Raw genomic sequence first — 19,989 nt, 5'->3', positions numbered from 1 at the left:
AAGCTCTAAATAATCATCAGGATCTAAAAACATCAAATACTCACTATTTGAATGTTTAACACCATTATTTCTGGCTGCAAAGGTGCCTAGGTTTGTTTTATTATGGATTATTTTTATTCTTGTATCTTTTTTGGCATATTCTTTAGCTATTTCTATACTTTTGTCATTTCCACAATCATCCACAACGATTATTTCTATATCTTTAAAGGTTTGATTTATGCAACTTTCCAAAGCTCTTGCTATATATTTTTCTACATTATAGGTGGGTACAATTATTGAAATTTTAGACATTATTTTTCTTAAAAAGTTTTTTAGGATGGCGCAAATAAAATATTGCTTTATTTTTTATATTAGCTAAAAGAAGAAATTTATCATGATATTTATCATAAAAATTAAAATTATAATTTAATTTAAGACATAAAGTAAAAATATTGTGCTTTTGAAGCAAAAATCCATAAACACCATGCTGATAAAAATGATTTTTATTTAAATCATATGTTTTCCACATTTCGGAAAATAAGTGTAAACAAGGTCTACCTGCATCAAAAACTTGTCCCTTGTCTATAAAATTTTTAACTTTATACCACGGAATTTGACAAGTTTGTTTATAATCCCATTTATATTTACCTAAATTCCATTTTTCAACCTGTTCTGCTAAAAACCAAGGACCTATTACTCCCCAAGGAATAATTTTTTTATTATCTATAATCTTTTTTGCTTCTTGTATAAGATTTTTCCCAAAATCCGAATTTTTAGGAAATTTTAAAAATGATGTTGTAATTCTTGGTTTAGTTTCATCTTTGTCAATCTCCTGAGTAAAAATATATTCTTGACTTAAGTCCATATGATTTAAACAAACCATATCTAAATCTACCCAAAGAGCATCTCTTTGATATAAAAGATTAAACCTAAAATAATCCGAAAAAGCAGCCACTCCAGCTCCTCTATCATCACTAAAATATTCTTCAAAAGGCACAATCTCATTTGCATCTTTAAGCATAAAATTATCAAACAACTCTTGGAATTTTAAAAAGATTTTATCTTCTAAATTATAAGTATACAAATGGAATTTATATCCATGATCAAGCCAAGATTTAATCGTAAGAATTTCCATCAAACCTATACCCTTATAGCCTTTAGGAGTATACCAAAAACTTGAAATTTCAGTCATTATTAGCCTTCTAGTGTTAAAAAATACGAAAATTTAATTATATAAAATCTAATCTTAAATTCTATTTTTTAAATCCATCTCTTCTTTCTTTAAAACCTCAAGCAACTTTTGATGAAAGGTATCATTTTTAAAGTCTAAAGAAAGCTTTTTTATCAGCTCATTACTTTTCTTTTTATCGTAATAATTTTGATTTAAAATTTCTTTATTTTTGTTTTCATATCTTCCATTTGGATTAAATTCATAATGATAAATACAAGTTTTAAAAACGGCTATTTTCTCACAAAACATAAAATAAACATAACAAAAAAGCACATCTTCACCATAACTCAAACGCTCATCTATTTTAATTTTTTCAAAACTTTTTAAGATGATATCTCTTCTAAAGCACTTCGCCCAAACCGACCAGCAAAAATGCCTTTGTTTGTTTAAAAATTCTAAAATTTCCTTTTGATTAAAAACTTCATCTTGTTTAAAACGATAAAATTGCTTGGTTTTTACCCTATGCACAAAGGCATCAAAACAAAGCAAATTAAAACCTTTTTTCATCTCTTTAAACGCTATTTCACAAGCATTAAGCGTCAAAAAATCATCACTATCTAAAAACATTATAAAATCAGAACTAGAATGCAAAACCCCCAAATTTCTACTTGCAAAAGTGCCTAAATTTTCTTCATTTTGAAAGATTTTTATTCTTGGATCTTTTTTTGCAAATTCTAAAACAATATTTAAACTATTATCTTTACTTTTATCATCGATGATCAAAATTTCAATATCTTTTAAAGTCTGATTTATGCAACTTTGCAAAGCTCTTGAGATAAAATCACAAGAATTAAAAAGCGGGATTATGATCGAAAGTTGTGGCATATTTTTCCTAAATTTTGTTAAAATAATAAAAACAATTCTATCAAAGTTTAGGAAATTTATGAAAATTTTTATACACCTTCCCACTTGGCTAGGCGATGCAGTGATGGCTTCGCCTGCTTTATACACCATAAAAGAACACTTTAAAGATGCTCAATTTATCCTTTATGGCTCTTTGGTTTCCACAGCACTTTTTAAAGAATTTCCTAATTCTAAAATCATCATAGAAAATAAACAATCTCGCTATAAACAAGCTCTATCTTTACGCAAAGAACTTGGTAAAATCGATCTTAGCTTTGCTTTTAGATCTGCGTTTTCTTCTAAGATTATCTTACATATTCTTAAAACAAAACAAAGATATTTTTTTGACAAAAACAAGCACAAAGAAGAACATCAAGTTTTAAAATACCTTTATTTTATAGAAAACTCACTTAGTATAAAAGCTCATTTTAAAAACTTAAAACTTCCCTTTAAGCTAAAATTTCAAAACCCTCTTGTCTTAAAAAATGGTAAAAAAATTCTAGGACTCAACCCTGGAGCAAGCTTTGGAAGTGCAAAAAGATGGGATGCGAGTTATTTTGCTAAAGTGGCTTTAAATTTCAGCCAAAGTCATGAAATTTTAATCTTTGGCGCAGGAAAAGCCGAACAAGAACTTTGTAATGAAATTTATCAAATTTTAAAAGAACAAAACATAAAAGTAAAAAATCTTTGCAATAAAACCACCATCAAAACCCTTTGTCAAAATATCGCTTTTTGCGATCTTTTCATCACAAACGACAGTGGTCCTATGCACATAAGTGCGGTTTATAAGGTAAAAACCGTGGCTATTTTTGGTCCTACAAAATTTACCCAAACTTCACCTTGGCAAAATCAAAACGCAAAATTAGTGCATTTAGATCTAGCTTGCATGCCTTGTATGCAAAAAACCTGTCCTTTAAAACACCACAAATGCATGAAAGATTTAAAGCCTGAAGTGATTTTAAAAGCAATTCAAAATTTAATTAATATCTAATTTTTTCTTAACATAAAAAGTATAAGATAGTTTTAAAATATTTCTATAAAGTCTAAAAATTTCTCTAATAATTTTTCTGTAAAATTTAGTCTTCAAAAATAAACGTCCAGCTTGAGAAATTGAACTTTCTATTCTGCAATCATGTTTTAATAATAAAGGCTTTTTAACTATACTCAACACATTATGTCTATAAAACATATCCATATAATCATCTACAGCATAGATCCAATTTTTAGCATATTTAAGAAATTTCATTGCAGCACTTACTTGCAGTACATAACCTTGAGTTCCAGCAAGTTTTTCAAAACTTAAATAATATCCACTCTCGTTCAAAAAATACAATCTTTTATCAAATAAATAACAAAGTCTTATATATTCATATTTGCTCTTTAACAGCTCATCTATATATTCTACCCCATGATTTAAAAATTCATCACTAAATTCCACATCATCTTCTAGGATGATTATAGGCTCATCAAGCTTCACACATTCTTGCCAAAGTTTATAATGGCTAGCAAAACAAGCTTCTTCTCCATCAGAAAGCTCTCTACCTAATACCCAAGAAGCCCACCAAGGAAAATGATCTTTAAATTCCAAATGTTCTTTATTTTTAGCATCAATAGCTTTAAAGAAAATAAATTCTAATTTATTTTTTAAACTAGGATTTTTTTCAAAAAGCTTTTGAATTTGTTTTTGCATATGCTCTTTTCTATCCAAAGAACGCTCTAAATTTATGATAAAAACTTTCATTAAAAGCTCCCATCTATGATCTGACAAAGTGTGTGTATGATCAAAATATGCATTTCTTGAATTCTAGCCGTATCATCGCTTGGTACGACAAGATTATAATCACAAAGCTTATTCATCATTCCACCACCTTTTCCGCTAAGCCCTAGACAAAGCATATTAAGCTCTTTTGCTTTTTTTAAGGCTTCTAAAACATTAGGGCTTTTTCCACTGGTTGAAATGCCGATTAAAACATCATTTTCGTTTCCTAAAGCCTCTACTTGTCTTGAAAAAACAAATTCAAAACCATAGTCATTTCCTATAGCACTAAGTGCTGAAGTATCGGTTGTAAGTGCTATGCCTGCTAAAGCCTTGCGTTCTTTTTTATAACGCCCGCTAAGTTCAGCCGCAAAATGCTGAGCATCAGCCGCACTTCCACCGTTTCCGCAAATCAAAATCTTGCCACCTTTTTTAAGACACTCGCACAAAAGCTCGCCTACTTTAGCGATTTGTCCTTTTAAAATTTCACCTTCTTGAACGATTTTTTGATGTTCTTGCCATTCTTTTTCCACTAAATTTATCATTTTTTATCCTTAATCTTTTCTATGATCTTGCTCGTACTAAATCCTTCTTCAAAGTCGATTAATTTAACTTTTGAAACAATATCTGTACCCACAACAAGCTTATCTTTATAATCAGCTCCTTTAACCAAAATATCAGGTTTTAAAAAGCTTATAAGTTCCAAAGGCGTATCTTCATCAAAAATCACTACAAAATCTACAAAATAAAAAGCTGCCAACATACAAGCTCTTTGAAACTCTGAATTTACAGGACGACTCTCGCCTTTGAGTCTTTTCACACTCGCATCTGAGTTTAAACCTACAATCAAAACATCACCCAATCTTTTAGCTTTTTCAAGGTATTTTATATGTCCAAAATGCACTATATCAAAACAACCATTTGTAAAAACGATCTTTTGATCATTTTGTTTTAAAAGCATTAAAAGTTCTTCTTTGCTTTTGATTTTTTTCTCAAAATCCACACTATTAAAACTCTTAATCTCATCAAAACTCACACTCACACTACCTATTTTACTCACTACAACAGCTGCGGCTTCATTGGCAAGTTCGCAAGCTTTAAAAATTTCAATCCCGTTTGCCAAACAAAAAGCTAAAACCGCAATCACACTATCGCCCGCTCCTGTTACATCATAAACTTCCAAGGCTTTAGCAGGGGCGATTTTTAAATTCTCATCAAAAAGTGCAATCCCCGATTCTGAAAGAGTGATGATAGAATAACGCAAAGCAAAATCTTCTTTTAATTTTTTAATCCCTTTTTCTAAATTTTTACCCTCTAAATTTTCAAATTTTAAAGCCTCTAAAGCTTCTTTTTTATTAGGCGTGAGCAAGGTTGCGCCGCTATATTTACTAAAATCACTGCCTTTAGGATCAACTAAAACAGGGATATTTAAAGCCTTAGCCTTTTTTATCACAGCCTTACAAACCTTAGGCGTTAAAATACCCTTAGCATAGTCACTTAAAACCACAGCTTTAAAATCTTTGATCTTTTCATCAAACAAAGTAATAAGCTCATTTTCAAGCAAAATCTCACTTATATCTTCTTCATCTAGTCTTAAAACCTGCTGATTGTGTGCCATAATGCGATTTTTAAAAGGAGTTTTGCGTCCTTTTTGGATCAAAAATTCTCCTTTTAAATTTTCTTGTAAAAATTTCCCACTCTCATCATCACCCACAACACCAAGCGCAAAAACATCAGCTCCCAAGCTTTTTAAATTTGCATAAACATTCGCAGCCCCGCCTAATCTTTTATCTTCTTTAAGGGTTTTAGCTACCAAAACAGGCGCTTCAGGACTGATACGCGAACAATCACACCAAGTGTAATTATCCACCATAAAATCCCCTATAATCAAAATTTTAGGTTTTTGCTGACTTAAAAACTCAAGCATTTACTTCCTTTTCAAAAAGTCTTTTTATCTCACCTAAATAATCTTTTATACCCTCTTCAAGACTAAATTTTGGCTGATAATCCCAAGTTTGATCTAGCTTTGCTTCAGTGTGGAATTGATAAGATTTTACATAAGGATTTGGGATATATTCGCAAGGCAAATCAGTCTTTAACTCTTTTTGCAAAATATCAACTATATCTTGAAAAGTTCTTGCTTTACCACTGCCTACATTATAAACCCCACATTTTGAATCAAGGGCGATTAAATTGGCACTAATAACATCTTTAATATAAGTAAAATCTCTATAAATTCGATCACTTCTTTCAAACAAGCGTGGATTTTTTCCTGCTAAAATTTGATGGCCAAATTGCAAAACCATAGAAGCGGTTTTGTTTTTATAAAATTCGCCTTTTCCATAAACATTAAAATATCTAAGTCCTACCAAATGGGCTTTATCGTAGTATTTTTTCGCTAGCTTATCCATCATCAATTTTGAAAAAGCATAAGGATTTTTTGGTTCTTCATCTTTACCTACGGTTTGTGGACTTTTTGCATCGCCATAAACCGAAGCTGAACTTGCATAAATAAGCTTTGCATTAAGATCTATGCTAAGTTCTATAAAATCTTTAAAAGTATTTAAATTGGTTTGTAAAACCTTAGTTTGATCAAAAACCGTAGTGTCTGAAATTGCTGCTTGATGAAAAATAATCTCTGGCTTAAAATCTTCAATCTTTTTCAAAACTTTTTCATCGTTAATATCACCTGCAAAAAGCTCTCCATCAAATTCAAGCAAATTTTTAAAATGCCCAAAACTTTCTAAATTTCCATTTTCAAAAGTCGCACTACTACGCATTTTATCGATGATTAAAATTTCATGTTTTTCTTGTAAATTTAAAGCCAGTTGCGAACCTATAAATCCTGCACCACCTGTGATTGCTATTCTCATTTAAATGTCCTTTTCTTTAAAAAAGCTCAAAATTTCTTTTAAATTTTTAAATTGTCTAAAAAAATCGCCTTCTTTTTTTCCTTCATTTACTAAAATCAAAGTGCCAATATCAGCATTTAATCCTGCTTGCATATCGCTTAGGTTATCTCCGATAAAGATAGAATTTTTCATATCCAAATCAAACTCATCTTCTGCTTTTAAAAGCATTCCTGCTTTAGGTTTGCGACACTCGCAACCTTCTAAATGTGGACAATGATAAATTTTATCAATTTTTATATCTTGTTTGGCAAATTCTTTAAGCATATAATCGCAAAGCTTAAAAAAATCACTTTCCTTGTAGTATCCTCTTGCAATGCCTGATTGGTTTGTCGCTATAAAAAGCAAATAATTTCTAGCTAAAAAATATCTACAAAGCTCAAAAATTCCATCACAAAATTCAAAATCTTCTATTTTATAAACATATTTTTTATCTATATTAATCACACCATCTCTATCTAAAAATAATGCTTTTGTTTTCATAAAAAACATTATAATATAGCTTTTTTAAAAAGAAAATAAACATTATCTTTAATTTCTTAAGATTTTTATAAAAATAAAGATATATAATACCTAGCAATCTAATTTTTACTAAGGAGAAAACAAATGAAAAAATTATTAGTAGTTTCTGCTTTGGCATGTCTTGGTGTTTCTGCTTTTGCTGCAGATGGTGCTACACTTTTTAAAAAATGTGCAGTATGTCATGGTGCAAATGCTGACAAAGTTTACTTAAACAAAGTTCCAGCTTTAAAAACTCTTTCTTCTGCTGAAAGACTTCAATACATGAAAGAATATTCAGAAGGCAAAAGAAATGCTTATGGTCAAGGTGCGATCATGAAACTTAACCTTAAAGGTTTAACTGAAGAAGATTTTAAAGCTATTGAAGCCCATATTGAAACTTTAAAATAATTTCTAAAAAAGGCTTTCCTTTTTAAGAAAGCCTTTTTTTATCCAAAGCTTCTTTTTTACGCCTTTCTAATTCTATAGCATCACGCAAAGAATCCTCATCATCATTTAAAGTAGTAAATTTATAATCATCATCAAATTGCTTATTTTTAATCCCCCAAAGCAAAGTTGCCAAAATGATAAAAAACGCTAAGATAGAAACCCCTATCATCATCATGATTATACTATTCATTCTTTAATCCTTAAAGCATTTAAAACGACTATTATACTACTAAAAGACATAGAAATAGCAGCAAATAAAGGATTTATCATACCCAAAAAAGCCAAAGGTATGGTACAAGCATTATAAAACAAAGAAAAAGCAAGATTTTGCTTGATAATTTTAAAGGTATTTTTAGATAATTTGATGGCTTTTTTTAAAGAAAGCAAGTCATTTTTCAAAAGTAAAACATCACTACTTTCTATAGCTAGATCACTTCCTTCTCTTAAAGTCATCGAAACACTTGCATATTTTAAAGCTAGTGCGTCATTTACCCCATCACCTACAAATAAAACTTTGTAATTTTTACTTAATTTTTCTATAGTTTTCATCTTATCTTCTGGCAAACAAGAAGCTTGATAATTTTGAATTTCTAATTTTCTAGCTATTTTTTCCACTGCTTTTTGATGATCACCACTTAGTATCATTAATTCTTTTTTTTCTTTTTTAAGATAAGTGATAAGCTCTTTTGCACCTTCTCTTAAAACACTATCAAACTCAAAAAAAGCTAAAATTTTACCTTCCTTGGCAAAAATAAAATGCGTATTATCAAATTCTTTAGCCACAATACCCTTTTCTTGCAAAAATTTAGAACTTCCACCTAAAAGCAACTCTTCATTTAACTCAGCACTTAAACCTTTAGCTTGAATGCTCGAATGCTTTTTAAAATCCAAATTTAAATCTTTAGCTCCTTTTTGCTTTAAATATGACGCAATATTTTGAGAGATAGGATGTTTGGAAAGTTTTACAAAATTATAAAGCTCATTTAAATCAAGTGTTTTATCCAAAAAAACCTCTTTAAGCTCAAGCTCTATTTTAGTTAAAATACCTGTTTTGTCAAATACCACACAATCACATTTACTTAAATCTTCTATCACGCTAGAACTTTTAAATAAAATATGCTTTTTTAAAGCCCTACCTAAGGCCACAAGATTACTCACTGGCGTTGCTAAAGCCAAAGCACAAGGACAAGCGATAATCAAAACTGCAATCGCATTGACTAAAGAAATTTCAAAACTCTCTTCCTTGTAAAAAAACCAAAAAGCAAAACAAACAAAAGCGATCAATAAAACCGTTCTAGAAAAATAAGCCGAAAGACTATTGACCAAACTTTCAAGTTTTGCTTTTTTAGAACTTGCAAGTTCTAAAAGCTGGATAATTTGACTGAGTTTTGAATCTTTGTAAAGCTTTGTTGCTTCATACTCCACACTTCCATCAAGCACTATACAAGCTGAAAAAATTTCATCTTCTTTTTGTATGAGTTTTGGAATACTTTCTCCGTTTAAAGAAGAAGTATCCACACTCATTTCACCACTTTTACAGATCCCATCGATTAAAATTTTATCTCCAGTTTTAAGCAAAATTCTATCCCCTAAACAAACCTTTTGCACTTCTTTAGGAACAAATTCTTTACCATCAAAAACCAAAACTTCATTTTGCAAAAAATCATTAAGCCCATCTATGGTATCTAAAGCACGCTTTTTGCTAAACATCTCAAGATATTTTCCTATAAATACAAAGCAAACTATCATCGCCACAGAGTCAAAATACACCTCCCCTACCCTAAAAAACATAGCCCATAAAGAATAAACATAAGCCAAACTCGCTCCGCTAATTACCAATACATCCATATTTAAACTATGCATTTTTAAAGTTTTAAAAGCGCTTTTATAAAAATGAGATCCCGTATAAAAAAGCACAGGAGAGCAAAGGATAAATTCAGCAAAATTTAAAATATCCTTAGTATCCTTATCCATACCGCTAAAAAATCCTGCGTATTTTGCCACTGCTATCCACATGATATTCATCACACAGGCTATAGCCACAACAAGCTTAGAATAAAATTCTCTTTTTAGTAAATCCGCTTTTTTTGAAGCCTTGCTCGCATCATAAGCACTCGCTTTATAACCTATGCTTTCAATAAGTCTTAAAATTTGCACCAAAGAAATACTTTGTTCATCAAAAACAATGCGTGCTTTATGGCTTAAATGATTGATATCAAGTTCTAAAATTCCTTCTTGCTTGGTTAAAATTTTCTCATTAAGCCACACACAAGCTGCACATTCTATACCGTGTATCATGAGATAAATTTCACTAAATCCTTCTTTGGTTTTAGTAATAAACTCATCATAATTTTTCATTTCATTTTGAAAATTTACAGGGCTTAAAGTTTGATTTCCAAGCTTTTCATAAAACTCATCTAATCCACTTTCATGTAAAATTTCCCAAACGCTCTCACAACCCTTACAGCAAAAAAATTTACCCTTATACTCTATCATTTGGGCTTGTTTATAATCAAGTCTACAATGTTCACATTTCATAATCATTCTTTAAAAAAATATTTTTTATAATTATAGACAAATTTGACAAAAAGTGCATTTTTTTACTAAAATCACATTTTACAAAAATTATTCTGCTAAATCTTACGAGGACTCATGGAAAAAGAAAAAAAACAACATCAAAGAACCCACGTTCCAGTGGAAGGTTATAAAATCGAAGAATTAAAATTATTAGATTTAGAAAATCTAGTTAAAATCGCTAATGAATGTGAAATCGAAAACCCAAGAGAATTTCGCCGTCAAGAACTTATTTTTGAAATTTTAAAAGCACAAACAAAAAAAGGCGGTTTCATACTTTTTACAGGGATTTTAGAAATTTCTTCTGAAGGTTATGGCTTTTTAAGAGGCATGGACTCTAATCTTAGTGATAGTGTTAATGACGCTTATGTTTCAAATTCACAAATTAGAAAATTTGCTCTGCGTGTAGGCGATATCGTTACAGGACAAGTCAGAGAACCTAAAGATCAAGAAAAATACTACGCTCTTTTAAAAATTGAAGCGATCAATTATCTGCCTTTACAAGAAGCCAAAGAAAGACCTTTATTTGATAACTTAACCCCTATTTTTCCAACAGAAAAAATCAAACTCGAATATGATGCGATGAAGCTTACAGGTCGTGTTTTGGATCTTTTTACTCCTATAGGAAAAGGACAACGCGGACTCATCGTTGCTCCACCACGCACAGGTAAAACAGAGCTTATGAAAGAACTTGCTACTGCTATTGCAAAAAACCACCCAGAAATGCATTTAATCGTGCTTTTAGTTGATGAAAGACCTGAAGAAGTTACCGATATGCAAAGATGCGTAAAAGGCGAAGTTTTTAGTTCTACTTTTGATTTGCCTGCTTATAATCATGTGCGTGTAGCTGAACTTGTGATAGAAAAAGCCAAAAGAATGGTAGAAACAGGTAAAGATGTTATTATCTTACTTGATAGTATCACAAGACTGGCACGTGCTTATAACACCGCAACTCCAAGCAGTGGAAAAGTCCTAAGCGGCGGGGTGGATGCTAATGCCCTACACAAACCAAAACGTTTCTTTGGTGCAGCTAGAAATATAGAAAATGGAGGCTCTTTAACCATAGTTGCTACGGCTTTAATTGACACAGGTTCAAGAATGGATGATGTGATTTTTGAAGAATTTAAAGGCACAGGAAATAGCGAAATAGTTCTTGATAGAAATATCGCTGATAGAAGAATTTATCCTGCGATTAATATCATCAAATCAGGAACAAGAAAAGAAGAATTACTCCAAGGCGTAGCAAATCTTCAAAAAATTTGGGCGATCCGTTCAGCGATTTCTCAAATGGATGATGTTGAGGCATTGAAATTTTTATATTCTAAAATGCTTAAAACTAAAGATAATGTAGAACTTTTATCTATAATGAACGAGTAGAAAATGCTTCAAGCTTTAGCGATTAAATACAGACCAAAAACCTTTGATGAACTCATAGGACAAAAGACAGTTAGCGTAAGTTTAAAATACGCTCTAAATCATAATCGCTTAGCTCATGCTTATCTTTTTTCAGGACTTAGAGGAAGTGGAAAAACTTCAAGCGCTAGAATTTTTTCTCGTGCTTTAGTTTGCGAACAAGGGCCAAGTGATACTCCATGCGGCACTTGCAAACACTGTCTTGCAGCACTTGAAGGCAAACATATAGACATTATAGAAATGGATGCTGCAAGCAACCGTGGACTTGAAGACATACAAACCTTAATTGAACAAACCAAATACACCCCTTCCATGGCAAGATTTAAAATTTTCATCATTGATGAAGTGCATATGCTTACCCCGCAAGCTGCAAATGCGCTTTTAAAAACCTTAGAAGAACCACCAAGTTATGTTAAATTTATACTTGCAACAACAGATCCTTTAAAACTCCCAGCTACTGTGCTTTCTAGAACACAACATTTTCGCTTTAAACAAATTCCACAAAGTGAAATTTTAAATCATCTTAAAGAAATTTTACTTAAAGAAAATGTTAAATTTGAAGAAGAAGCTTTAAAATTCATAGCAAGAAGTGGTAATGGATCTTTAAGAGATACCTTAACCTTGCTTGATCAAGCCATTATTTTTTGTCAAAATGAAATCAGTATTAGTAAAATTACAGATATGTTAGGATTTTTAGATCCTCAAAAAATCAAAACCTTTTATCAGGCTATTTTAACAAAAGACAAAGAAAAAGTTTTTACGTATTTAGAAGAATTACAAGACTATGAAGCTTCAAGCGTGATTGATGAAATGCTTTTTTATTTAAAAGAAAGTTTTTTTGCAAAAAGTACAGAATTTTCTACTTTAATTTATGAAAGATTTTTCCGTATTTTATCAAAAGCTAAAAATATGCTTTGCGATGATGATGGCTTTACGCTTTGTGTTATGGCTTTTATGATGATGGAAGCAAGCCATTTAAAAGAAATTGACGCACAAATCCAAGAAATCAAACAAGAAAATATAACAAATACTACACCTAAGATCACACCTTCTCCCATCATACCTCATCTTGAGAAAAAAATAGAAAAAAATGCTTATGAAATCTTGCTTGATAGTATTTATGATAGGGATTTTGATCTTGCAGAATGCTTTAAACAAAGCACAAAATTTATTAGTTTTGAAAGCAATACTTTAAATATAAGCTCAAACGCACAAGGACAAAATCGCAATACGCTCAATAAAGGTTTTAAACTCATACAAGAACTTTTTAAAGCTAAATTTGGAGAAAATGCAAAAATTAATGTGCAAAAAGCACTAACAATTGATGAAAATAAGCTTCAATCCCTAACCCAAGAATTACCAAACAGTGAAAATAAAAACAATATTCAAAGTTCTATTAATATGCTTAAAGAAGGAGCTAAAAAATTTGACCCACAAGAAGATCTTAAAGAGGCTCTTAAAGATTGTTTTGGGGAGCCTAGTATAGAAAATTAATCATCATTTTTAAGAGAGATGAAAATCAAAGCTAAAAACATATAAGTTACCAATCTTGTAGTATCAGGCAAACCATTCCAAACATTACTCATCCACATTTCAAACCATTCTGCAGCAACTACTTGAAAGGCAAGCCATAAATACAACAACAAGTTAAGGAAATAATCCCAAAAATCTTAGCGTTAAGAAAGCTTTGAGCATCTAAATTTCTAGCTTTAAACATATCATAAGCACCTTTTAGGGCTGTTAAGGTAATAAAAATTTCAAAAAGAATAATTATTATATAGTCTATATGATGAATCACAGGAGAAGTAATAGCTCCATAAATTATAGCATTGCCTAAATAACCAGACTTTATATCCATACTCATCACATGCGAAACAAATTGGAAATTAGAATTGTAATCTGTCACATTTCCAAAAACCACTAATACCTGCTAACGATGCAACGGTAAGCAAAATAATAATTTTTGAAAATCAAATCATTTTACTTATGCAAAAACATTTTTATTACATTTATACCATTTTAATAATATATTCTTAATAAAAATTAAATTTTTAAATTCTTTTAAGTCTTAAAGAATTAAGTACCACAGCAACAGAACTAAAACACATTGCAAGTGCTGCTATATGAGGACTTAAAGTGATAAAAGGTACAAATCCTGCTGCAATAGGAATGCAAAGTACATTATAAATAAAAGCCCAAAAAAGATTTAGCTTGATAATACTGCGTGTTTTTTTAGCAAGTTTAAAGCATTTAAAAATCGCTGATAAATCATCTTTTATCAAGATAAAATCCCCTGTTTTTTTTGCAAGCTCATTTGCCTTTGAAAAACTCATACTCACACTTGCAGCAGATAAAGCCGCCGCATCATTAATCCCATCTCCTACAAAAAGAGTTTTTTTAAATTTTTGAATGATTTGTAATTTTTCTTCACTCTTAAGTTGAGCGTGAAATTCATCTATTTGCAATTCTTTGGCTATTTTTTCTACATTTTTTGTATGATCACCACTTAAAATAAAAGTTTTAAGATTTTGCCCTTTTAAATTTAACACAAGCTCTTTGGCCCTATCTTTTAAAGCATTACTTAACAAAACACCACCTAAACACTTTTTATTCTTAGCAAAATACACCCTAACATATTCTTTAAAAGAATCAAAAAAGATATCACTTTCTTTTGTGTTAATTTGATTTTCGTGCAAAAACTCCGCACTACCTACAAGATAAATATCACTATCTTCTTTGTATTGTATACCAGAACCCACAATCACTCTTCCCTCGCCCTTTAAATCAAAAATTTGATCTTTATGCAAAGCCTTGGCTATAGGATGAGAGCTTAAACTTTCAATTTGACATAATTTATCAAAATCATCTTTAGAAAGATTGTGCTTAAAAATACTTAAATTTTCCTTTGTCAATGTACCTGTTTTATCAAAAAAAGCATACTTAACTAAAGCTAATTTTTCCAAAGCAGCAGGATTTTTAATAAGAATGAAATTTTTTGCCGCATTTGCACTTGCCACAACCAAAGCTATAGGCGTTGCAAGCCCTAAAGCACAAGGACAAGAAATCAAAAGCACAGCACAAGCGTGTAAAAAAGCTGTATTTAAATCCGCTTTTACCGCCCAAAAAACAAAAACTAAAAAAGCAAAAAATATTATACCTCCTACAAAGTATTTAGAAATTTGATCTGCTAAATTTGCCAAAGGACTTTTGATATTTCCTGCTTCAAAAACTAGATTTTTGATTTGTTCTAAAGTACTATCCATAGCCTTTTTGCTTGCTTTGATCCTTAAAGCGCCATTTAAAACTACTGCTCCTGCTTGAACTTCATCGCCTTCTTTTTTTAAAACAGGCAAAAACTCTCCATTTAAAAAACTCATATCAAGCTCTGCGCTCCCTAAAAGCACTACTCCATCTGCAACAATGCTTTCTCCTTCTTTTACCAAAAGCACATCGCCACTTTTGACAAAAGAACTTGGAATTTCTTTAATACTTTCATCTTCAAGCAAAATTTTTGTCTTTTTTGTATCTATATTTTCCAAAATTCTTTGATAATCTTGTGCTTTAAATTTAGCTTTACTTTCAAGATATTTTCCTAAAAGCACAAAGGAAATAATCATCATTGCACCACTAAAATACAAATCTTCTTCTTTAAAAATTTGCAAATACACTAAAAAAGAATACACAAAAGCACTCAAAGTCCCTAAAGCTACAAGGGTATTCATATCTAAATTTTTACTTTTAAGTCCTAAAAAAGCATGAGAAAAAAAGTCTCTCCCGCAATAAAATATCCCAAAAAAACTCAAAGCCATTTGGATATTTTGCGAAAAAGAAGTTTTAACAAACATTTCAAAATACATAATAATCACACTCAAAACTATACTTAAAAGCAAATTTTTTCTTAATTCTAAGTGTTTTTTTCCCTTGTATGCGTTCAAGCTTTGTTCATCTTCTAAAATTTCAAAGCCTAAATTTTTAATTTTTGCGATGATATCTTTGCGTTTTTCTTGATCTTCAAGTAAAAAAACTCCGCTAGAATTCACATAAGAAACACTAGCATCTTTAACACCATCAATTTTTTTACAAGCTCTTTCTATAGCGTTAGAACAATTAACGCAAGTCATTTTACCTATTTTTATACGCAATTCTTCCATTATAAACGCTCTATGATTTCAAAACCTAAATCTTGAAATTCTTTTGAAAAATTTGATACTTGATTCTCTTCTAAATTTAAACTTAAAATTTTTTGCTCCAAATCCACTTCTATATTTCCAAATTCATCTTCAAGAGAATTTTTGATCAAATTTACACAATTCATACAATTAACATTTTTTACTTTAAATTTCATTTTCACTCCTTATAGGATGTATGGTAATGTGCCCGATTTCAAATTCATGTAGTAATTTATGGGATAAATCCTGAGATAGTTTTTCAAATTCCTTTAGATCGCAAACTTTCACTTTTAAATGCATAGAAGCTACTAGCATTTTATTGGTAATTTGAGTAATATGCAAATCCACCACCTCATCCACACTAGGATTTAAAAGTAAAACTTGTCTTACTTTTTCTATATCCACAGGAGAACTTTCAAGTAAGACATTAGCGCTTTGTTTAAGCAAGATAATTGCCCATCTTAAAAGCAAGATTGATAATACAATAGCTAAAATCGTATCTATATAAACAATACCACTGAAATACACCGCTATCCCACCTATAATAACCACTAAAGAACCCAATAAATCACTCATCATATGTAAAAAAGCGGACTTCATATTGACATTTTCTAAATTTGCACCCTTAAACATCATCAAAGCATTAATCCCATTTACCAAAAAGCCCAAAATAGCTACAATTATCATGGTTTTAGCGTCAATTTCTTTTGGATTAATAAATTTTTCTATAGCCTCATAAATGATAAATAAAGCCGATAAAATAATAGTTAAAGCATTGACAAAAGCCACTAAAACTTCAAGACGAAAATATCCAAAGGTCTTTTGATGATCTTGCCATTTTTCTACAGCTATGATGGCTAAAAAACTAAGAGCTAAGGCAAAAACATCAGAAAACATATGCAAAGTATCGCTTAAAAGTGCCAAAGAATTTGAAAGGATTGAATAAATAAATTGCACAAGCATCATAGAAAAAGTCATTAAAAGAGAAATTTTTAAAATCTTTTTATCCATACTCCTTGCATCAGCATGGGAATGATGATGTTCATGAGAATGTTCTTCGTGATTATGATTACAAGATTTGTTAGCTAAAGGCTCGTGTGATAAAAATTTATACATTTTATATCCTTTTTGCTTGACATTTTAAGATATTAAGCTAAAAAGAATATAAATATTTGTTATTCTTATAAAAATTAAAAGTCAAAAAGTTCGCCTAACCAACTTTCTTTCTTTTTCTTTTTATAGTAATCATTGTGCTGATGATAAGCTGAGTTATTATATCTTGACTCTTGTCTTGAAGCTTGGTTAAAATTTGCTGTATTAGGAACACTGCGTTCTATGATTTTGTCAAGTTCTCCACGATCAAGCCAAACGCCACGACATTTTGGACAATAATCAATCTCAACTCCACTCCTATCGCTCATAACCAAATCCACATTGCAAACTGGACATAACATACAATACCGCCTTTTTTAAATTTTTGATTTAAAATTATAAAAAGAAATACTAAACAATTTTACAACAAGTTTTAATGTTTTTTTGCATGTCTAGTCATCATAAAACTTTGTTCAAAAAATATAAGCAAAGTAACACTCACTCCTATAGCTAGAGCCAAAGTCACAGAAACAGTTGTAAAAAAATAATCAAAAAATTGAACCAAAAATTCAGACTTAGCCTTCAAATCATCACTGCGTATAAAAGAAATAAGATACAAAATCGCTTTATAAGCATAAATTCCAGGTATCATAGGAATAAGAGCAGGAAAAGCGATAATTTCAGCAGGGGTTTTGATGATTTTTGCTAAAACAATTCCTAAACATCCTATGCAAAATGAGGCAACAAAAGTTGCAATTGCTAAAGTTTGAAAATGAAAATATTCCACCAAAGTAAAACGAAGCCCATGTGCAATTGCTGCTAAAAGGGCAGATAAAATAAGGGTTTTTAAAGGTGGATTGCAAGCATAAGCAAAGCCAAATCCCGCCACAGCAGCAAAAAACATATCTCTTAAAATAAATTCAATCATCTTAAAATCCCAAAATCCGAAATACTAAGCGTCATGTAAATTCCAAGTGCTATACAACAAATCAAAATAGCCACGCTGATAATACGACTAAGCCCCATTAAAATATGATCTTTTAATATATCGATCACAGAATTTATGAAAAATACCCCTGGTATAAGATATAAAATACTAGAACCCAAAGCCACATCAGAAGTATTGGTATATCCCATATCCAGTCCAAAAAATACAAACCACGATGAGATAAAAGAACAAAGGATGTATTGAATTCTTAAATCAATCTTTGCTTTAGTTAAAATATATCTTAACAACAATCCAACGAAAGTTGCAAAAAACACCAAATTTCCAGCGCCAAAATCACCGCCAAAAAGCCTACAAAAAGCCGAATTTGCCATAGAAACAAATAAAAGATTAAGCAAATAAGAATGCTTTTTTTGTTGAGAAATTTTCTCAAAAACAACTTGTGCTTTTTCAAGATCGTATTTGTGATCATATATAGCCCAGCTTAAAGCACTTAAATCAAAAATAAGCTTAAAATTAACATGGGCATGATGATTGGGTATGACATAAGTTCTTTGAATGGAGTTATCATCCATATCTACAACATTTAAAGTAATATGATGAAAAAAGAAATTGATATTTATCTCATAGCCATAAACCTCAGCTATTCTTCCTACGCATTTTGCCACCCTAGCTGTATAAGTTCCAGCACCTAGCAAAGTTTTAGTATATATGATTAAAAAATTAGTTAATCTTTGTATATCAGGTTTTTCCATATTTTGATCATCTTTAACTTGAATTTATTACAATTATAGCAAATTTGAAAATAATAAAGAAAAAAATATTTATAATTTAAATCATTTATTAAAAGGCTTTTTGATTTTGATATAAATTAAACTTGCTAAAATCACAAAAACAATTATAATGATTAAAATTTGAGTTAAATAAGTTTTAATCAACTGTAAGGGGTATTTCAAAAAGAACATGTAACTATCCCTAAATAATTTTAGCAAAAATCCCAAATAATAGGATTTTAAAGCTTACAAAAATGACTTTTTATCTTTCCTAATCTAAAGCGTAAAATATCCCAAATATCCCAAAATGTCCGTTTTGTCCCAAAAAAGTGATTAAATGCTGTTTAAAAGATGGATAAACACGAGCTTTGATTTTAAATTTTATATCCCAAAAGTGTTTTTTACCCTCTAGGATAGTTACATTTTTGCTTAAAGTATTTTTATATTTTCTTATTGATGTAACTATCCCCATAAAACACTATATAATCATAGTTTAACCACTTTTTATATAAAAATAGCATGTAACTATCTATGGCATTAAGCTTTGGAAGATAGTTACATAGAAAACTTAAAAAGTAATGAAGCAATTTTTTATGAAATCTTGTTAAAAAAATAGCTTAGTAAGATGTTTTTAAATATCAATTTAGAGAGCTTGAAGTTAGATTTTTCAAGCTCTTATATTAAAAATCTTTCAAATCAAAAGTTTTTAATTGCTTTTTGAAATTTTATGTTTAAATTCTTTGAAATTAAAATCAAAGGAATTAAAATGCAAATGCAAGAAGTGATTGAAAAATTAAAAGATATACTTGCAAGTGAAGGCAAAAGAGATTTAAAAACCAAAGATATAGCTAAAGAATTAGGCATCCATCCTGATACTTTTAATTCTATGAAATTTAGAAACTCCATTCCTTATCCACAAATCCTAAACTTTTTAAATGAGAGGAATATAAGCATTAATTATTTCTTCTATGGAAGTTCCCCAAAAGATCAATTAGAATGTGAGAATAAATATAAAATTTTAAAGCTTTATAAAACAAATGCAAGTTTAGGTGGAGGTGGTATAAATGATTTGATTGATAGCTCTGATTTAATCATCGATGAAAAGGTTTTAAACTTTTTTGGAAGTAAAGAATGTGAGTTTATCATTTGTTATGGAGAGAGTATGGAACCACTTATAAAAGATGGTTCAATTTGTGCAATAGATAGGAATAAGGCTTTTAAAAATAAAAGCATTTGTGTGATTAATGCTAGAGATGGACTTTTTATAAAACAAGTTTTAAAACAAGATGATGGAGTGATTTTACACTCTTTAAATCCTTTATATAAAGATATATTTTATAAAAATGGAGATTTTTT

At 30.1% G+C, this 19,989-nt stretch carries 21 protein-coding genes and 3 pseudogenes; 5 read left to right on the top strand and 19 right to left on the bottom strand.

What is annotated here, in order from left to right; genetic code table 11:
- From AJ887_RS05980 to AJ887_RS05970, 3 genes are all read right to left on the bottom strand, one after another.
- The coding region (locus tag AJ887_RS05980; protein WP_148115608.1) for a glycosyltransferase family 2 protein at positions 1-291 on the bottom strand (291 nt) is incomplete at its 3' end.
- Positions 284-1,171: a hypothetical protein gene (locus AJ887_RS05975; RefSeq protein WP_070240095.1), complete on the bottom strand. Its 888-nt coding sequence runs from the start codon at positions 1,169-1,171 to the stop codon at positions 284-286. The genes AJ887_RS05980 and AJ887_RS05975, both read right to left, overlap by 8 nt.
- Positions 1,172-1,225: 54 nt before the next feature.
- Positions 1,226-2,035, bottom strand: a complete 810-nt coding sequence (locus AJ887_RS05970; protein WP_070275940.1) for a glycosyltransferase family 2 protein — start codon at positions 2,033-2,035, stop codon at positions 1,226-1,228.
- Positions 2,036-2,093: 58 nt separating this feature from the next.
- On the opposite strand from AJ887_RS05970, the gene waaF reads away from it, so the two are divergent.
- Positions 2,094-3,044 carry a lipopolysaccharide heptosyltransferase II gene (waaF, locus tag AJ887_RS05965; protein WP_070240092.1) on the top strand — a complete coding sequence of 317 codons (951 nt, stop codon included), beginning with the start codon at positions 2,094-2,096 and terminating at the stop codon, positions 3,042-3,044.
- Here the strand turns inward: waaF and AJ887_RS05960 are convergent.
- From AJ887_RS05960 to gmhB, 5 genes and pseudogenes are all read right to left on the bottom strand, one after another.
- On the bottom strand, positions 3,030-3,794 hold the full coding sequence (locus tag AJ887_RS05960; RefSeq protein WP_070240089.1) for a glycosyltransferase family 25 protein: 765 nt from the start codon (positions 3,792-3,794) through the stop codon (positions 3,030-3,032). The genes waaF and AJ887_RS05960 overlap by 15 nt on opposite strands.
- On the bottom strand, positions 3,794-4,354 hold the full coding sequence (gene gmhA / locus AJ887_RS05955; protein ID WP_070240087.1) for a D-sedoheptulose 7-phosphate isomerase: 561 nt from the start codon (positions 4,352-4,354) through the stop codon (positions 3,794-3,796). Before gmhA ends, AJ887_RS05960 begins: the two co-directional genes overlap by 1 nt.
- Entirely contained in the window at positions 4,351-5,736 is a 1,386-nt protein-coding gene (gene rfaE1 / locus AJ887_RS05950) for a D-glycero-beta-D-manno-heptose-7-phosphate kinase (RefSeq protein ID WP_070240086.1), read from the bottom strand. The genes gmhA and rfaE1 overlap by 4 nt, the downstream gene beginning before the upstream one ends.
- Positions 5,729-6,682: an ADP-glyceromanno-heptose 6-epimerase gene (gene rfaD / locus AJ887_RS05945; RefSeq protein ID WP_070240085.1), complete on the bottom strand. Its 954-nt coding sequence runs from the start codon at positions 6,680-6,682 to the stop codon at positions 5,729-5,731. The genes rfaE1 and rfaD overlap by 8 nt, the downstream gene beginning before the upstream one ends.
- Positions 6,683-7,244, bottom strand: a pseudogene (gmhB, locus tag AJ887_RS05940) (D-glycero-alpha-D-manno-heptose-1,7-bisphosphate 7-phosphatase).
- 80 nt (positions 7,245-7,324) lie between these two features.
- Here gmhB and AJ887_RS05935 point away from each other — a divergent pair.
- Positions 7,325-7,627, top strand: coding sequence for a c-type cytochrome (locus tag AJ887_RS05935; RefSeq protein WP_002852762.1), 303 nt, complete (start codon positions 7,325-7,327; stop codon positions 7,625-7,627).
- 22 nt (positions 7,628-7,649) lie between these two features.
- On the opposite strand, the gene ccoS is transcribed toward AJ887_RS05935, so the two are convergent.
- Both ccoS and AJ887_RS05925 read right to left on the bottom strand, forming a co-directional pair.
- A complete protein-coding gene (gene ccoS / locus AJ887_RS05930; protein ID WP_002852798.1) occupies positions 7,650-7,856 on the bottom strand; it encodes a cbb3-type cytochrome oxidase assembly protein CcoS in 207 nt (68 codons plus the stop codon).
- A complete protein-coding gene (locus AJ887_RS05925; protein ID WP_079860879.1) occupies positions 7,853-10,210 on the bottom strand; it encodes a heavy metal translocating P-type ATPase in 2,358 nt (785 codons plus the stop codon). The genes ccoS and AJ887_RS05925 overlap by 4 nt, the downstream gene beginning before the upstream one ends.
- Before the next feature lie 108 nt (positions 10,211-10,318).
- On the opposite strand from AJ887_RS05925, the gene rho reads away from it, so the two are divergent.
- Positions 10,319-11,617: a transcription termination factor Rho gene (rho, locus tag AJ887_RS05920; RefSeq protein ID WP_002853705.1), complete on the top strand. Its 1,299-nt coding sequence runs from the start codon at positions 10,319-10,321 to the stop codon at positions 11,615-11,617.
- A 3-nt stretch (positions 11,618-11,620) separates the two neighbouring features.
- A complete protein-coding gene (locus AJ887_RS05915) occupies positions 11,621-13,147 on the top strand; it encodes a DNA polymerase III subunit gamma/tau (RefSeq protein WP_070284971.1) in 1,527 nt (508 codons plus the stop codon).
- On the opposite strand, the pseudogene AJ887_RS10425 reads toward AJ887_RS05915, so the two are convergent.
- From AJ887_RS10425 to AJ887_RS05875, 9 genes and pseudogenes are all read right to left on the bottom strand, one after another.
- Positions 13,144-13,520 (bottom strand): annotated as a pseudogene (locus AJ887_RS10425) (DUF2165 family protein). The gene AJ887_RS05915 and the pseudogene AJ887_RS10425 sit on opposite strands and share 4 nt — an antisense overlap.
- 184 nt (positions 13,521-13,704) lie before the next feature.
- Positions 13,705-15,804 (bottom strand): copper-translocating P-type ATPase CopA, encoded by a 2,100-nt coding sequence (copA, locus tag AJ887_RS05905; RefSeq protein ID WP_070240082.1) that lies wholly within the window; start codon positions 15,802-15,804, stop codon positions 13,705-13,707.
- Positions 15,804-15,998, bottom strand: coding sequence for a heavy-metal-associated domain-containing protein (locus AJ887_RS05900; protein WP_070233533.1), 195 nt, complete (start codon positions 15,996-15,998; stop codon positions 15,804-15,806). The genes copA and AJ887_RS05900 overlap by 1 nt, the downstream gene beginning before the upstream one ends.
- Positions 15,988-16,938, bottom strand: a complete 951-nt coding sequence (gene czcD, locus AJ887_RS05895) for a CDF family cation-efflux transporter CzcD (protein WP_002870480.1) — start codon at positions 16,936-16,938, stop codon at positions 15,988-15,990. Before czcD ends, AJ887_RS05900 begins: the two co-directional genes overlap by 11 nt.
- 74 nt (positions 16,939-17,012) lie before the next feature.
- Positions 17,013-17,276 (bottom strand): zf-TFIIB domain-containing protein, encoded by a 264-nt coding sequence (locus AJ887_RS05890; protein WP_002870479.1) that lies wholly within the window; start codon positions 17,274-17,276, stop codon positions 17,013-17,015.
- Between the two features lie 71 nt (positions 17,277-17,347).
- The gene (locus AJ887_RS05885; protein ID WP_002831613.1) at positions 17,348-17,842 is read right to left on the bottom strand and encodes a threonine/serine exporter family protein; all 495 of its coding nucleotides are present in this window, start codon (positions 17,840-17,842) and stop codon (positions 17,348-17,350) included.
- Positions 17,839-18,615: a threonine/serine exporter family protein gene (locus AJ887_RS05880; RefSeq protein WP_002881600.1), complete on the bottom strand. Its 777-nt coding sequence runs from the start codon at positions 18,613-18,615 to the stop codon at positions 17,839-17,841. Before AJ887_RS05880 ends, AJ887_RS05885 begins: the two co-directional genes overlap by 4 nt.
- An 81-nt stretch (positions 18,616-18,696) precedes the next feature.
- Positions 18,697-18,831, bottom strand: a pseudogene (locus tag AJ887_RS10035) (DedA family protein); the annotation flags it as partial.
- Positions 18,832-18,904: 73 nt separating this feature from the next.
- Positions 18,905-19,105, bottom strand: coding sequence for a hypothetical protein (locus tag AJ887_RS05875; RefSeq protein WP_070284969.1), 201 nt, complete (start codon positions 19,103-19,105; stop codon positions 18,905-18,907).
- A 294-nt stretch (positions 19,106-19,399) separates the two neighbouring features.
- On the opposite strand from AJ887_RS05875, the gene AJ887_RS05870 reads away from it, so the two are divergent.
- The coding region (locus tag AJ887_RS05870) for a S24 family peptidase (protein WP_070284881.1) at positions 19,400-19,989 on the top strand (590 nt) is incomplete at its 3' end.

This window comes from Campylobacter sp. BCW_6466 (genome assembly GCF_001762835.1).
Classification (GTDB): Bacteria; Campylobacterota; Campylobacteria; order Campylobacterales; family Campylobacteraceae; genus Campylobacter_D; species Campylobacter_D jejuni.
Note: the sequence above shows the minus strand (reverse complement) of the source record. Positions and strands in the feature narration are given on the sequence as shown.

Excerpts from the sequence above, each read along its gene's own strand:
- AJ887_RS05975 (WP_070240095.1), bottom strand. The coding sequence starts at position 1,171 with ATGACTGAAATTTCAAGTTTTTGGTATACTCCTAAAGGCTATAAGGGT.
- AJ887_RS05970 (WP_070275940.1), bottom strand. The coding sequence starts at position 2,035 with ATGCCACAACTTTCGATCATAATCCCGCTTTTTAATTCTTGTGATTTT.
- waaF (WP_070240092.1), top strand. The coding sequence starts at position 2,094 with ATGAAAATTTTTATACACCTTCCCACTTGGCTAGGCGATGCAGTGATG.
- AJ887_RS05960 (WP_070240089.1), bottom strand. The coding sequence starts at position 3,794 with ATGAAAGTTTTTATCATAAATTTAGAGCGTTCTTTGGATAGAAAAGAG.
- gmhA (WP_070240087.1), bottom strand. The coding sequence starts at position 4,354 with ATGATAAATTTAGTGGAAAAAGAATGGCAAGAACATCAAAAAATCGTT.
- rfaE1 (WP_070240086.1), bottom strand. The coding sequence starts at position 5,736 with ATGCTTGAGTTTTTAAGTCAGCAAAAACCTAAAATTTTGATTATAGGG.
- rfaD (WP_070240085.1), bottom strand. The coding sequence starts at position 6,682 with ATGAGAATAGCAATCACAGGTGGTGCAGGATTTATAGGTTCGCAACTG.
- AJ887_RS05935 (WP_002852762.1), top strand. The coding sequence starts at position 7,325 with ATGAAAAAATTATTAGTAGTTTCTGCTTTGGCATGTCTTGGTGTTTCT.
- ccoS (WP_002852798.1), bottom strand. The coding sequence starts at position 7,856 with ATGAATAGTATAATCATGATGATGATAGGGGTTTCTATCTTAGCGTTT.
- AJ887_RS05925 (WP_079860879.1), bottom strand. The coding sequence starts at position 10,210 with ATGATTATGAAATGTGAACATTGTAGACTTGATTATAAACAAGCCCAA.
- rho (WP_002853705.1), top strand. The coding sequence starts at position 10,319 with ATGGAAAAAGAAAAAAAACAACATCAAAGAACCCACGTTCCAGTGGAA.
- AJ887_RS05915 (WP_070284971.1), top strand. The coding sequence starts at position 11,621 with ATGCTTCAAGCTTTAGCGATTAAATACAGACCAAAAACCTTTGATGAA.
- copA (WP_070240082.1), bottom strand. The coding sequence starts at position 15,804 with ATGGAAGAATTGCGTATAAAAATAGGTAAAATGACTTGCGTTAATTGT.
- AJ887_RS05900 (WP_070233533.1), bottom strand. The coding sequence starts at position 15,998 with ATGAAATTTAAAGTAAAAAATGTTAATTGTATGAATTGTGTAAATTTG.
- czcD (WP_002870480.1), bottom strand. The coding sequence starts at position 16,938 with ATGTATAAATTTTTATCACACGAGCCTTTAGCTAACAAATCTTGTAAT.
- AJ887_RS05890 (WP_002870479.1), bottom strand. The coding sequence starts at position 17,276 with ATGTTATGTCCAGTTTGCAATGTGGATTTGGTTATGAGCGATAGGAGT.
- AJ887_RS05885 (WP_002831613.1), bottom strand. The coding sequence starts at position 17,842 with ATGATTGAATTTATTTTAAGAGATATGTTTTTTGCTGCTGTGGCGGGA.
- AJ887_RS05880 (WP_002881600.1), bottom strand. The coding sequence starts at position 18,615 with ATGGAAAAACCTGATATACAAAGATTAACTAATTTTTTAATCATATAT.
- AJ887_RS05875 (WP_070284969.1), bottom strand. The coding sequence starts at position 19,105 with ATGGGGATAGTTACATCAATAAGAAAATATAAAAATACTTTAAGCAAA.